The organism is Rhodoferax lacus, from assembly GCF_003415675.1.
Taxonomy (GTDB): Bacteria; Pseudomonadota; Gammaproteobacteria; order Burkholderiales; family Burkholderiaceae_C; genus Allorhodoferax; species Allorhodoferax lacus.
In genome coordinates this window covers 355,999-369,532 of the sequence record NZ_QFZK01000003.1, presented here as the reverse complement: position 1 = coordinate 369,532, position 13,534 = coordinate 355,999, and the positions used below count along the sequence as shown (strand labels likewise).

Below are 13,534 nucleotides of genomic sequence, written 5' to 3'. Positions count from 1 at the left end.
GGCTATCCGTAATGGGTCTTGGCTATCAGTCTTCGTGCTTAATTTTCATGGTTCGGCAGGGCCAGGCGCGAGTTGTCTTCCATGCCTTCTTCGCCGCCCACGCGGCTGGCACCCAGGCGGGTGATGTCGGCGTCGGTGATGTCGCCGGTGACGTACACGCCGTCAAAGCAGGAGGCATCAAAACCGGCCAGGTTTTTGTTCAGGGAGCCGATGGCTTTCTTCATGGCGTCCACGTCCTGGTAAATCAGGGCGTCGCAGCCGATGATTTCGCGGATCTCTTCCACCGTGCGGTTGTGCGCCACCAACTCATTGGGGGTGGGCATGTCGATGCCATACACGTTCGGAAAGCGCACCGGGGGCGCGGCGCTGGCCATGTAGACCTTGCGGGCACCGGCGTCGCGGGCCATCTGCACGATCTCGCGGCTGGTGGTTCCGCGCACGATGGAGTCGTCCACCAGCAGCACGTTGCGGCCCTTGAATTCGCTGGCAATCACATTGAGCTTCTGGCGTACCGACTTCTTGCGCACGGCCTGGCCCGGCATGATGAAGGTGCGGCCCACGTAGCGGTTTTTCACAAAGCCTTCGCGGTAGGGCAGGCCTAGCAGTTGGGCCAGTTGCGCGGCACTGGGGCGGCTGGATTCGGGGATGGGAATCACCACGTCGATTTCATTCGGCGGCACGGTGGAGACCACGCGCTTGGCCAGCGTCTCGCCCAGGTTCAGGCGCGCCTGGTAGACCGAGATGCCGTCCATCACCGAGTCCGGGCGGGCCAGGTAGACGAATTCAAAAATGCAGGGGTTGAGCGAGGGCGCGTCGGCGCACTGCTGTGCATGCACCTTGCCTTGCAGGTCGATGAACACCGCCTCACCCGGGTTGACGTTTCGGTCAAACAGATGGCCCGTGCCTTCCAGTGCCACCGACTCGCTGGCCACCACCACATTGCCTTCGTCATTGCGGCCCATGCACAGGGGGCGGATACCGAAGGGGTCGCGGAAAGCCAGCACGCCGTGGCCGGCAATCAGGGCAATCACCGCGTATGAGCCCTTGACGCGCTTGTGCACATTGCGCACGGCGTCAAACAGGTCTTGCGGCTGCAGGTCTGCACCACGCGTGGTGCGCTCAATTTCATGGGCCAGCACGTTGAGCAGCACCTCGGAGTCGCTCTCGGTGTTGATGTGGCGGTGGTCGGTAACGAACAGCTCGCTCTTGAGTGCGTGGGCATTGGTCAGGTTGCCGTTGTGCACCAGCACAATGCCAAAGGGCGCGTTCACGTAAAAAGGCTGCGCCTCTTCTTCGCTGAAGGCATTGCCCGCCGTGGGGTAGCGCACCTGGCCCAGGCCGCAGTTGCCGGGCAAGGAGCGCATGTCGCGGGTGCGAAACACATCGCGCACCATGCCCTTGGCCTTGTGCATGAAGAACTTGCGTTCCTGCTGCGTCACGATGCCGGCGGCATCCTGGCCACGGTGCTGCAACAGCAGCAAGGTGTCATAAATCAACTGGTTGACCGGTGCGTTGCTGACAACGCCGACTATTCCACACATGGTTTATTACTCAGGTAGTAGGTAAATATTTTCCGAACGCTTGCGGCAGCACGGGCTTGAGGACGCCCAGTGCGGCAGTGGCCCATTGGGCGCCAATTGATGCCTGCCAGGTGGGCGAGGTCTTGAAGGGGGTCATGCCCACCACCACGGTAGCCGCCAGTATCAGCACCACGCCGCGCAGCAGGCCAAACAGTGCGCCCAGCAGGCGGTTGATGGCGCCCAGCCCCACGGCCGAGAGCAGTTTGGAGACCACAAAGCCAATCAGCGCACCGGCAAACAGTGTGGCCACAAACACCAGCACAAAACCGGCGGCATAGCGTGCGGGCTCGGAGGCTTGTGCCATGGGCAAGAGGGCTGCGGCCTCCGGGGCAAACCATTGGGCCAGAATGAAGGCGGCAACCCAGGCGACCAGGGACATCACCTCCACCACCAAGCCGCGCCAGGCACCCACCAGCAGCGAGACCAGCAGGACCGCGAGACAGATCCAGTCCAGAGGCGCTAGAGCGGCAAGCACGGATCAGAGTCCCAGGATGGCTGCAGGCAGGTCAAGCTTCTTGATCTTCTCGGCGGCTTTTTCAGCGTCGCTGCGTTTCTCGAACGGACCCACGCGCACGCGGAATTTCTTGCCCTCGGGGCCTTCGACCACCTGTGCATACGTCTTGAGGCCGGTCTTTTCCACCTTCATGCGGGCCTCGTGGGCGCGGGCGGAATCGGTAAAGGCACCAAACTGCACGATGAAGCGGCCGGTGGCTGCGGCCTTGTCGCCAGCTTTGTCCGTGGACTTGTCGGCGGCCTTTTCGGCGGGCTTGGCCAGCACTTTGGGCTCGGGCTTTGGCTCAGACTTGGCAACCGGCTTGTCCTCTGCCTTGGCAGCTGAAGGCGCAGCAGCGGGCTTGGAGGAGGAGATGATGACCTCCTCCTTTTGCTGCTCCTTGGGCACGGGCTTGCTGTCCTTGGCTGCGGAAGTCACGGCACCGGCAACGGCACCAGCGGCACCACGCGAGGCATCTGCGCCCGGCGCAGCAGCCTGGGTCGATGCACCGGAGGCAGCCACCTCGGTTTGTTTGGCCTCTGTCACCGGGTTGCTGGCCACCAGGGGCTTGACCCGGGACTTGTCCGGAATGTCGATGGGAATATCCACCGCGATGGGGCGCGGCTGGTTGTCAAACAGCAGGGGAAAACCGACCACTGCGGCCAGCACCAGAATCGCCGCGCCCGCCAGGCGGTAGCGCGCGCGCCTGCGCATGGCGTCCACGCTCTCGGGGGCCGGAGCGCTTGCCTGGGATTCCCCGGCAGCTTTGCGAAGTTTGAAAAATGCCATGGATGCGCGACAAGCGGGATTGGTGGTTTATGAGCCCAAGTGGGTGGCATGCAGCCGGGGTATGCCCTCTTGCAAGATGCCGCCCACTGTGTAGAAGGACCCGAAGACGACGATTCTATCAGCGGGGTCTGCGGCAGCGATGGCCGCTTGCAGCGCCTCAGCGGGCGAATCAAAGGCCAGCGCCGTAGCGTCCTTGCGGGTGTTCTGGGCCTCCCAGGCGGCCTTGAGGGCCGCGCCGCTGGCAGCGCGTGCGGTGGGCAAATCGGTGAAGTACCAGCGGTCCAGCACTGGGCCAACCTTGGCCAGCATGGGAGCCAGGTCCTTGTCGGCCATGGCGCCGAACACCGCATGCGTGGTGGGGAAGAAACCCATGGCATCCAGGTTGGCCGCCAGGGCGGCTACCGAATGCGGGTTGTGCGCCACGTCCAGCACCAGGGTGGGCTGGCCCGGCACGATCTGGAAGCGCCCAGTCAGCTCCACAAAGGCCAGGCCGTTGCGCACCGCCTGGGCCGTCACCGGCAGGCGCTCCCGCAGGGCGGTGAGCGCGGCCAGCACACCGGCCGCGTTGACGAGTTGGTTGGCACCGCGCAGCGCCGGATAGGCCAGGCCGCTGTAACGCCTGCCGCGCCCGGCCCAGCCCCATTGCTGCTTGTCGCCGGAGATATTGAAGTCCTGCCCCACGCGCCACAGGTCAGCACCCACTTCCAGCGCGCGGTCCAGCACGCTTTGCGGCGGCATGGGGTCGCTCACCACCACCGGGCGGCCGGTGCGCATGATGCCGGCCTTCTCCAGGCCTATGGTCTCGCGGTCGTTGCCCAAGAGTTCCATGTGGTCCAGGTCGATGCTGGTGATGATGGCGCAGTCGGTATCGATGATGTTCACGGCGTCCAAGCGCCCGCCCAGGCCGACCTCCAGAATCGCCACATCCAGCTTGGCCAGGGACATCACATGGAAGATGGCCAGGGTGCTGAACTCGAAATAGGTGAGCGACACCACCTCCCCCTGCACCCGCGCCTGCTCCACCGCCGCAAAGCCCTCCACCAGCGCATCGGCCTGGACCGGCTCGCCGTTCAGGCGCAGCCGCTCTTCAAAGTGCACCAGGTGCGGCGAGCTGTAGACGCCGGTCTTGTAGCCCGCCTGGCCCAGGATGGAGGCCAGCATGGCGCAGGTGGACCCCTTGCCATTGGTGCCGGCCACGGTGATCACCGGGCAGTCAAAGCGCAGGCCCATGCGCTCGGCCACGGTGCGCACGCGCTCCAGCCCCATGTCGATGTTCTTGGGGTGCAGTTGTTCGCAGTAAGACAGCCACTCGGGCAAGGTGGTGAAGGTTTGAGTCATAGCCCGGAATTGTCGCCCACCGGCATGCGCAATGGCATGATGACGGCCATGAAAACCATTCAGCTCTACGGCATTCCCAATTGCGACACCGTCAAGAAGGCGCGCGACTGGCTGACCGCACAAGGCCAGGACTACACCTTCCACGACTACAAGAAACAGGGCGTGCCCCTGGACCTGCTGCCCGGCTGGCTCAAAGCCGTGGGCCGCGACACCCTGATCAACCGCAAGGGCCCGACCTGGCGCAAGCTGGATGCGGCCCTGCAGGCCTCGGTGGTGGACGACGCCTCGGCGATTGCCGTGATGCAGGCCAACAGCAGTGTGATCAAGCGGCCGGTGGTGGTGTGGAGCGACGGCGCCATCACGGTGGGCTTTAGCCCAGAGCTGTTTGCCCAGCGCCTGAATCAGGCCTGACCCGGCTCCCAGGGGTTGAGTAGGCTCAGCCCCAAGCCTGCGAAGTCCCGCACATTGCGGGTGACCAGCGTGAGGTTGTGGTGCAGCGCCGTGGCGGCCAGCAGGCTGTCAATGGCTGGCAATGGACGGCCCGCAAGGGCCAGCAGACAACCCCACCGATCTGCCACAGGCCCGTCCACGGCCAAGATCCTGCCCAGAAAAAACGTGGGCAAATCCACTTCCAGCCAGTCGCTCAGGGCCTGCCGCCGCGCGGCATCTACCTGACCCAGGCTGGCAATCCCCTTGCGGATTTCACCCAGGGTCAGCACGCTCAAAAAAAGGGACTGCGCGGACCGCGCGGCAAACCAGGCCACCACCCGTGGTTCGGGTTGCCTGCGCCGCAACTCGGAGAGCACATTGGTGTCCACCAGATAGCTCACAGGGCAAGCTCGCGCACCGGGCTGGTATCGCGCTCCAAATCGAGCTCATCGAGCCCCACCAAAGGAGAGGCTTGCATGAACTCCGCCAGGGAGCGGGCGTTGCCGCTCAGTTGATCAAACAGGTCACGAGAAACCACCACCGCCACCGATTTGCCGTGCACGGTGATGTTTTGCGGGCCGTCCTGCTTGGCGCTTCGCACCACGTCCGAGAAGCGCGCCTTTGCCGTCTGCATTTGCCAGGATTGCATGGAACCTCCAAATTCTGATCTGACAGGTCAGAATTTAACCGAAATAGGGCTGCCTGTGTTGCGCCTGCCTTGCACACCCTCCCTCACTGACTGATGCGCGATAGGCGCTGCCACGTGGACATAAAATGGTGGGCTATTCCCACCCTCTGTCTTCACCTTTCCCCATGACCACCACCACCCAATTCGACAACGTCTCCCTCACCACCAAAGCCAATGTGTACTTTGATGGCAAATGCGTCAGCCACAGCTTTACCCTGGCCGACGGCACCAAGAAATCCGTGGGCGTGGTGCTGGCCTCCAGCCTGACCTTTGGCACGGGCGCTGCCGAAATCATGGAATGCGTGGGCGGCGGCTGCGAATACAAGCTGGCTGGCACCGATGTCTGGGTCAAGCAGTCCGAGGGCGATCGTTTCAGCGTGCCGGGCAACTCCAAGTTCGACATCCGCGTGGCTGAGGCCTACCACTACATCTGCCATTACGCTTAAAGCAACACCGCACACCCATGTCCAACACCATTCTGCAAAACACCCCCGTCGGCCAAAAAGTCGGCATCGCCTTCTCTGGCGGGCTGGACACCAGCGCCGCCCTGCACTGGATGAAGCTCAAGGGCGCCCTGCCCTATGCCTACACCGCCAACCTGGGCCAGCCCGACGAGGCCGACTACGACGAGATCCCGCGCAAAGCCATGGAATACGGCGCCGAAAAGGCCCGCCTGGTGGACTGCCGCCCGCAGCTCGCTGCCGAAGGCCTGGCCGCGCTGCAAAGCGGCGCCTTCCATATCTCCACCGCCGGCGTCACCTACTTCAACACCACGCCGCTGGGCCGCGCTGTGACCGGCACCATGCTGGTCTCTGCGATGAAGCAGGACGATGTGAACATCTGGGGCGATGGCAGCACCTTCAAGGGCAATGACATCGAGCGCTTCTACCGCTATGGCCTGCTGACCAACCCGGCGCTCAAAATCTACAAGCCCTGGCTGGACCAGGCCTTTATTGACGAGTTGGGTGGCCGCGCCGAAATGTCGGCTTTCATGACCAGCCACGGCTTTGGCTACAAGATGTCGGCCGAAAAAGCTTATTCGACGGACAGCAACATGCTGGGCGCCACCCACGAGGCCAAGGACCTGGAAAACCTCAACAGCGGCATGAAGATCGTCAACCCCATCATGGGCGTGCCCTTCTGGAAAGACGACTGTATGGTCAAAGCCGAAGAGGTGTCCGTGCGCTTTGAAGAAGGCCGCCCCGTGGCCCTCAACGGCGTGGAATACCCCGACCTGGTGACGCTCATTCTGGAAGCCAACCGCATTGGCGGACGCCACGGCCTGGGCATGAGCGACCAGATCGAGAACCGCATCATCGAGGCCAAGAGCCGCGGCATTTACGAGGCCCCCGGCCTGGCCCTGCTGTTCATCGCCTACGAGCGCCTGGTTACCGGCATCCACAACGAAGACACCATCGAGCAGTACCGCGACTCCGGCCGCAAGCTCGGACGCCTGCTCTACCAGGGCCGCTGGTTTGACTCGCAGGCCATCATGCTGCGCGAAACCGCCCAGCGCTGGGTGGCGCGCGCCATCACCGGCACGGTGACGCTGGAACTGCGCCGCGGCAACGACTACTCCCTGTTGGACACCGAGTCCCCCAACCTGACCTACGCGCCCGAACGCCTGAGCATGGAAAAGGTGGAAGACGCGCCTTTCAGCCCGCTGGACCGCATTGGCCAGCTCACCATGCGCAACCTGGACATTACCGACACCCGTGCCAAGCTGGGTATTTACGCCAAGAGCGGCCTGCTCTCGCTGGGCCAGGACGGCGAGTTCCTCAAGCTGGGCGACGACCGCCAGCCGTAACGGCCACCTAGCCCTTCTCGGCAGCCAGCGCTGCCGGACCCGCCGCTGGCAGATCCCCGATGGCCTGTGCAATCAGGCCGTCGGCCTCGTCAAAATCAAACTGCTCCAGCGCCAATGACACCGCGCGCAGGGTGCTCTCCAGCACGGTGCCCTGCGCATGGGCCAGCAGTTGCACCGCCAGCTCACAGGCCTCGCCGTCGCTGGCTTGCACCTTGTCTTGCAAAGACTGCAGTTGCGGGCGCAACCTGTCCACACTCCACACGGTTGCAGCCGGGCCAGATGCTGCAGCCTGCAGCCGTGCCAAGCCCGTGGTGACGGTCTGCAGTTCCCGCAGCACTTGCGTCTGCACTGCCAGCAAATCCCCTGGCGCGTCACCGCGCTGGCAGGTGGCCTCCAGAGCGGCGGCCAGACGCTCCAGCGCCAGCGCGCCTATGGTTCCCGCCGTGCCCTTGAGCGTATGCGCCAGGCGGGTTGCACTTCCGTAGTCGCCGGCTTGCAGCGCATCCTGAAACTGCACCGCAAAGTGCGCATGGCTGTCCCGAAAACGCAGCAGCATTTTCAGGTACAGGTCGGCACGCCCGGCAGCCCGGGCCAGACCCGCAGCTTGGTCGATGCCGTCCAGCTCTTGCGGGCCCATGGGCTGCGGCGCCGCTGGCTGGAACAGGTCGGGCAACAGCTCGACCTCGGGCCTGCGCCCGGGGGTGACCCAGCGCGCAATCGTCTGGAACATATCGCTCACATGGATGGGTTTGGAAATGAAGTCGTTCATGCCGGCTTCCAGCACCTTTTCGCGGTCACCGGACATGGCGTTGGCTGTCATGGCAATCACGGGCAGCTGGGCCCAGGCCGGGTTTTGCCGCAGCAAGCGCGTAGCGGTGTAGCCATCCATTTCGGGCATCTGGCAGTCCATCAGCACGCCATCAAAGGCCGCGTCTTGCGCCAGCAGATCCAGCGCCTTTTGCCCGTTGTCAGCCACCACCACGCAGACACCGGCCAGGGTCAGCAGCTCCACCGCCAGCTCCTGGTTCATGAGGTTGTCTTCCACCAGCAGCAGGCGTGCGCCGCGCAGCTGCGACATGGCCTGTGGCGAACTTGGTACCGAGACCGATTGCACCCGGCTCACCAGTTCGTCCTTGTTCAGCGCCGCGCCCACGGCCTCCAGCAACGCCAGGGGCGTCAGCGGCTTGGTGGCAATCGCCGCCACGGCCACACCGGTCTGGGCACAGGCCCGGTCCACCTCTTCGCGTCCAAAGGCGCTCAGCACCAGCACGGGCGGGGCATCGGCCTGCTGGCTACGCATGCCTTGCACACAGGCCAGGGTGTCGGTGGCGGGCATTTTCCAGTCCATCACCAGCAGGTCAAACGGCCTGCCGTGGATACTGGCCTCCTGCACCCGGGCCAGGGCCACATCGGCCTCAGCCACTGTGCTCACCCACAGGCCGAGTTGCTCCAGCATGCCGGCGATGATGTCCTGCGCCACCGGGTTATCGTCCACCAGCAGCACGCGCAGGCCGGCCAGTGAGCGCGCCACCAGCGTGCGCGAAACGCTGGCACCGCGGGTCCGGCCAAAGGCCGCAGTGAAGTGAAAGGTAGAGCCCTGGCCCGGCGCACTCTCGACCCAGATGCGTCCGTCCATCATCTCCACCAGGTTCTTGGAAATCACCAGCCCCAGCCCGGTGCCGCCAAAGCGCCGGGTGGTGGAGGCATCGGCCTGGCTGAAGGACTGGAACAGGCGGGCGCATTGATCGGCACTCATGCCGATGCCCGAGTCCTGCACCGAGAAATGCAGGCGCACTTCGTCGCGGCTTTTGGACTCCAGCTCCACCCCCACCACCACGTTGCCTGCCTGCGTGAACTTGAGGGCGTTGTTGCCCAGGTTGATCAGTATCTGCCCCAGGCGCAGCGGGTCGCCCAGCAGTGCGGCAGGCAGCTTGGCGGGCATTCTGAAATGCAGCTCCAGGGCGGCGTCCGTCACCTTCAGGCTCAACAGGCTGGCCAACTGGGTCATCACGTCTTCGAGCCGGAATTCAATGCGCTCCATGGTCAGCTTGCCCGCCTCAATTTTGGAGAAGTCGAGGATGTCGTTGATGATGCCCAGCAGGTTGACCGCCGCGCGGTTGACCTTGTCCACATAGCCACGCTGGCGCGTATCCAGGTCGGTGCTCAGGGCCAGCTGGCTCATGCCAATGATGGCGTTCATGGGGGTGCGGATTTCGTGGCTCATATTGGCCAGGAAATCGCTCTTGGCGCGGGTGGCGTCTTCGGCCTTTTCCTTGGCGTCCAGCAGGGCCTGGGCCACCTGGCGCCGCTCAGACACATCCACCACCACACCCAACAGATTCACCAGCCGCCCGGATTCGTCGCGGATGGCAGTCACGGCCACATCCACCCACAGCACATGGCCCTGCCCGTCCAGGTAGCGCTTCTCCAGGCGGTAGCTGTCGAGTTCGGCCCGCAGCAGCTGCTTGCGGCACTCCGTCTCCTGGGGCAGATCCTGCGGGTGCGAAAAGTCCAGGTAATCGCAGGCCTGGCACTGCTGGGCACTGCGCCCCAGCATGTCAGTCAGGCGGGTGTTGAAGCGCAGTAGCCGTCCATCCAGATCGGCAAAGAAGATGCCGTTGCTGGCGTGCTCAAAAATGGTCTGGAGATGCGCCTGGTTTTCATTGAGCGCGCGGGTACGTTCCTGCACGCGTTGCTCCAGCCCGGCGTTTTGCCCGGCGATGACCCGCTGGCTGTGCGCGACTTGCTGCACCAGCTGGTTGAAGCCGCTTTGCAGGGTCAGCATCTCCAAGCTGGCCGCAGGGTCCATCTGGATCGGCCGGTCCACACCGCCCTGCACCATGGCCGACACCTTGCCCGCAAAGGCCGTCAGCGGCTTGACCATCAGCGACTGCACCAGCAGCAACACGATGCCGCCCAAAAAAACCATTTGCACTGCAATCGACACAACAATCCCCTGGCCCACCGAGACCAGGCGCCTGAGCACAATCGCCTGGCTGGAGGCCAGCTGCAAAGTGCCCACCTGCTGCTGCGCGCCGCCCGAGTTCTGGTGCGCAAGCGGCATGGTGGAAGACAGCGGCACGTAGCCCACCGACGGTGGCTCCAGGCGGCCCAGCTCCACTTCCACCTTGCCGTCTTCATCCAATATCTGGACAAAGGCCACGAAGGGATGCTCGCTCAGGCCCACGGCAATCGACTTCAGCAGGGGCCTCTGCACATCCCACAGCGCGGTCTCTGCACTGGGCGCCGAAGTCTTGACCAGATAGACCAGGGTGGACTGCACCTCCTCCCGGATGCGCCCGTACTCCACATGCAGTTGCAGGCCGGTCACCACGGCCACCAGCAGCAGGTAGGCCAGCAACAGGCGCTTGAGGAACAGCCGCCCCAAGGGCTGTGCGCCAGCTGCAGTGGGTGGATCAGGTGCCAAGGTTTCTGGGCTTTAAGCCAAAAAAACGGGGCTACTTCTTGCAACCCATGGGCTCAATCACGCCCACCTTGAAGCGCTGGAAAAAGTCGGGGCGCTGATACAGCTTGAAGAGGGCCTTGTCGAACTTCTGCGCCAGCGCACGGCCCTCCTCGTTGTCGTGAAAGGCCCAGTACACATCCTGGCGCGAAACCGGGCGCTTGTAGTCCACCTGCATGTCGGCAAAGGCATTTACGTTCTGAAAGGCGCGCGTGCCGGAGGCTTTCTCCACCACAAAGGCATCCAGGCGCCCCTTCATCAGCTTTTCCACGTTGGCCTCGTCGCTCAGCGCCATCTCGAAGCCAATGTCCTTGCGCTCCAGCACCTCCTTGACATACGGATAGCCCTGCGTCAAGCCCACCCGTTTGCCCTTGATCTCGTCCAGGGTGCGCCAGGCCGGCTTGCCTTTTTTGGTGAAGACAAAATCTTCCTTGCAGTTGAAGCTGCCCTTGGTGCGCACCACCGGGTGGTCGGGCGGAAAGAACACGTCGAGTGCGGGAAACAGCACCGTGCTCTTGCCCTGCATAAAGCCCTCAATGGCGCGCGGCGGGGGAGAGATTTGGATGTCGATATCGAGCTTTGCTTCCTTGGCAATGGCCAGGGTCAGCTCGACAAAGTGCCCCTTGGTGGGGCTCTCGATGTGGCCGGGTATGGGAAAGCCGGCCACGGATATTTGCGCCAGGGAAGCCTGTGCAATGCCCATCAGGAAGATGCCCAGAAAGCGGTTTTTGGCACGCATGGCTGACCTCTATGTATTATTGAGTGTGCAATTCTAGGCACGCCCACACATTTAAGTCAAAAGCCTGCAAGCGGCAGGCAGCCCGGGTTCAGCGCCCCGGGTTCAGCGGCTTTGCCTCAGCGCCAGTGGGAGCGCAGGCGCACACCCAGCAGGTCATGCCAGGGCGAGCCCTGTGCCAGGTAGTCACGGGCTATGGGCACCAGGGCTGCAGCCTGGATGCCCAAGGACTCCAACCCGGGCATGCCGGGTGTGGCCACGCTGGGCAACTGCATGGAGGCCAGGTTGTCGCGGCTCAGCAGGGGCTCGCCGGGTTTGAACTCCATCAGGCGGGCCTGCAAGGCACCGGCCCAACGCGGCAGGCCAATCACCGGGCGTCCGTGGCCGTGGTTCACGCCAGCCAGCCTGGCTGCGGTTTCCACCAGTTGCCTCAGGGTAAAGACGTCAGGGCCACAGGCCTCCAAGGTGAGCAGGCCCGCAGCTTGGCGCTCCAGGCTTTTCACCACGGCACTGGCCACATCTTCCACCCACACCGGCTGGAAGCGCGCCTCGGCTCCAGCCAGCGGCATGCAGGGGAACACCTTTTGCAGGCTGGCAAACATATTGAGGAATTTGTCCCCCTGGCCGAAGATCACACTGGGCCGCAGAATCGTCAGGGCCAGCTTGCTGCAGGTGGCCATGAGGACGGCCTCACCCATGCTCTTGCTGCGCAAATACATGGAGGGCAAGGCACCCGGCTTCTGCGGGTTGGCGCCCAGTGCGCTGAGGTGCACCAGTTGCCCCACACCGTTGCTGAAACAGGCATCGGCAATTTTTTGCGGCAACTGGGTATGCACTTTGTCGAAGGCCGCTTGGTTGCCATGCAGTATGGCCACCAGATTGACCACCGCATCATGGCCCGCCATGACCCGCGAAAGTGCAGCGAAGTCATGCACATCGAGTTCCCGCACGGTGAGGGAAGGAAGGTGCAGCAGGTTGCGCGCGTTGTTGCGGCGGCGCGTGGCCACCGTCACCGTCCAGCCCGCGCGAATCAGCTTTTCACAGACGTGGGAGCCAACAAAACCAGTGCCGCCAAGAACAAGAACGTTTTTCATAGCCGCACTGTAGTCGTTTACAGCACAACTGGCTCGGGTTCCAGCAATATCCCGAAACGCTCGTAGACGCTGGTCTGAATTGCCTTGGCGAGTGTCATCACTTCACCGCCCGTGGCGCCCAGGCCATTGCTGCCCGCACCGCGGTTGACCAGCACCAGGGCCTGCTTTTCATACACCCCGGCCTGCCCTACCGACTTGCCGCGCCAGCCGCAGGAATCAATCAACCAGCCCGCGGCCAGTTTGACGGCACCATCGGCCAGCAGGTAATGCACCACCTTGGGATCGCGCGCAATGATGTCGGCGCACTGCTCGGGGCTGACGGTGGGGTTTTTGAAGAAGCTGCCAGCATTGCCAATCACTGCCGGGTCCGGCAGCTTGGCGCGCCGTATGGCACAGACCCAGTCAAAAATCTGCTGCGCCGTGGGGTTGGGGCACTGCTGCTCGGCCATTTTCTTTTCCAGATCGGCATAGCCCAGCACCGGCTTCCAGACTTTGGGCAGGGCAAAACGCACCCGCAAAATCAGGGCCCGGCCCTTCAGGCCCAGCGCCTGGTGCGGGGCGTCACTGGCAACGCTGCTGGCGTGCTTGAACACCGAGTCACGGTAGCCAAAGGCGCACTGGGCCGCATTGAGCGTGAACACCTGGCCGGTTTCCAGGTCCATCGCGTCCAGGGATTCAAAGCGGTCCTGCAGTTCCACACCATAGGCACCCACGTTTTGCACAGGCGAGGCGCCCACGGTGCCCGGAATCATGGCCATGTTCTCCAGCCCGGGGTAACCCTGCTGAAGCGTCCAGGCCACGAAGTCGTGCCAGTTCTCGCCCGCACCGGCCTCCAGGATGAAGTGTCGGGCGGTCTCCTGCAGCAGGCGCCGGCCAGGAATTTCCACCTTCAGCACCAGCGGTTTGACATCACCGGTAAGCACGATGTTGCTGCCGCCGCCCAGTACAAACTTGGGTTGTGCCGCCCATTCGGGGTCGGCCAGCAGCGCCAGCAGGTCCGACTCCTCGCGAATGCGCACCAGGCTGTGGGCCTTGGCGACGATGTGGAAGGTATTGAGCGGCTGGAGTGGGACGTTTTTCTCGACTAACATGGCAGGATTGTCTCACCGCATTTTTT

Annotated in this window: 13 protein-coding genes; 3 read left to right on the top strand and 10 right to left on the bottom strand. The window is 63.6% G+C overall.

The features are described from left to right. Positions 1-38 precede the first annotated feature (38 nt). From purF to folC, 4 genes are read right to left on the bottom strand one after another with little or no spacing between them, the layout of a single operon-like run. Positions 39-1,541, bottom strand: coding sequence for an amidophosphoribosyltransferase (gene purF, locus DIC66_RS07835; protein ID WP_117175777.1), 1,503 nt, complete (start codon positions 1,539-1,541; stop codon positions 39-41). A gap of 10 nt (positions 1,542-1,551) precedes the next feature. Next, positions 1,552-2,055: a CvpA family protein gene (locus tag DIC66_RS07830; RefSeq protein ID WP_117175775.1), complete on the bottom strand. Its 504-nt coding sequence runs from the start codon at positions 2,053-2,055 to the stop codon at positions 1,552-1,554. 3 nt (positions 2,056-2,058) lie between these two features. Beyond that, entirely contained in the window at positions 2,059-2,862 is an 804-nt protein-coding gene (locus DIC66_RS07825; RefSeq protein WP_117175773.1) for an SPOR domain-containing protein, read from the bottom strand. A 27-nt stretch (positions 2,863-2,889) separates the two neighbouring features. Then, complete coding sequence (gene folC / locus DIC66_RS07820; protein ID WP_117175770.1) at positions 2,890-4,200, bottom strand: bifunctional tetrahydrofolate synthase/dihydrofolate synthase; 1,311 nt, start codon at positions 4,198-4,200, stop codon at positions 2,890-2,892. Between the two features lie 39 nt (positions 4,201-4,239). Here folC and DIC66_RS07815 point away from each other — a divergent pair, with 39 nt between their 5' ends. Next, a complete protein-coding gene (locus DIC66_RS07815) occupies positions 4,240-4,611 on the top strand; it encodes an arsenate reductase (protein ID WP_117175928.1) in 372 nt (123 codons plus the stop codon). Here DIC66_RS07815 and DIC66_RS07810 read toward each other — a convergent pair. Beyond that, positions 4,602-5,030 carry a type II toxin-antitoxin system VapC family toxin gene (locus tag DIC66_RS07810; RefSeq protein WP_117175767.1) on the bottom strand — a complete coding sequence of 143 codons (429 nt, stop codon included), beginning with the start codon at positions 5,028-5,030 and terminating at the stop codon, positions 4,602-4,604. The genes DIC66_RS07815 and DIC66_RS07810 overlap by 10 nt on opposite strands. Then, the gene (locus tag DIC66_RS07805) at positions 5,027-5,278 is read right to left on the bottom strand and encodes a type II toxin-antitoxin system Phd/YefM family antitoxin (protein ID WP_117175764.1); all 252 of its coding nucleotides are present in this window, start codon (positions 5,276-5,278) and stop codon (positions 5,027-5,029) included. Before DIC66_RS07805 ends, DIC66_RS07810 begins: the two co-directional genes overlap by 4 nt. 164 nt (positions 5,279-5,442) lie before the next feature. Here DIC66_RS07805 and ppnP point away from each other — a divergent pair, with 164 nt between their 5' ends. Next, complete coding sequence (gene ppnP / locus DIC66_RS07800; RefSeq protein ID WP_117175761.1) at positions 5,443-5,763, top strand: pyrimidine/purine nucleoside phosphorylase; 321 nt, start codon at positions 5,443-5,445, stop codon at positions 5,761-5,763. Positions 5,764-5,780: 17 nt separating this feature from the next. Then, entirely contained in the window at positions 5,781-7,124 is a 1,344-nt protein-coding gene (argG, locus tag DIC66_RS07795; protein WP_117175758.1) for an argininosuccinate synthase, read from the top strand. A gap of 7 nt (positions 7,125-7,131) precedes the next feature. On the opposite strand, the gene DIC66_RS07790 is transcribed toward argG, so the two are convergent. The 4 genes from DIC66_RS07790 to murB form a co-directional block, all read right to left on the bottom strand. After that, positions 7,132-10,551 (bottom strand): response regulator, encoded by a 3,420-nt coding sequence (locus tag DIC66_RS07790; RefSeq protein ID WP_147321267.1) that lies wholly within the window; start codon positions 10,549-10,551, stop codon positions 7,132-7,134. Positions 10,552-10,582: 31 nt separating this feature from the next. After that, positions 10,583-11,326, bottom strand: a complete 744-nt coding sequence (locus DIC66_RS07785) for a substrate-binding periplasmic protein (protein ID WP_117175753.1) — start codon at positions 11,324-11,326, stop codon at positions 10,583-10,585. A 116-nt stretch (positions 11,327-11,442) separates the two neighbouring features. Further along, a complete protein-coding gene (locus DIC66_RS07780; protein ID WP_117175750.1) occupies positions 11,443-12,417 on the bottom strand; it encodes a complex I NDUFA9 subunit family protein in 975 nt (324 codons plus the stop codon). Between the two features lie 17 nt (positions 12,418-12,434). Continuing rightward, positions 12,435-13,508, bottom strand: a complete 1,074-nt coding sequence (murB, locus tag DIC66_RS07775; RefSeq protein WP_117175747.1) for a UDP-N-acetylmuramate dehydrogenase — start codon at positions 13,506-13,508, stop codon at positions 12,435-12,437. Positions 13,509-13,534 lie beyond the last annotated feature (26 nt).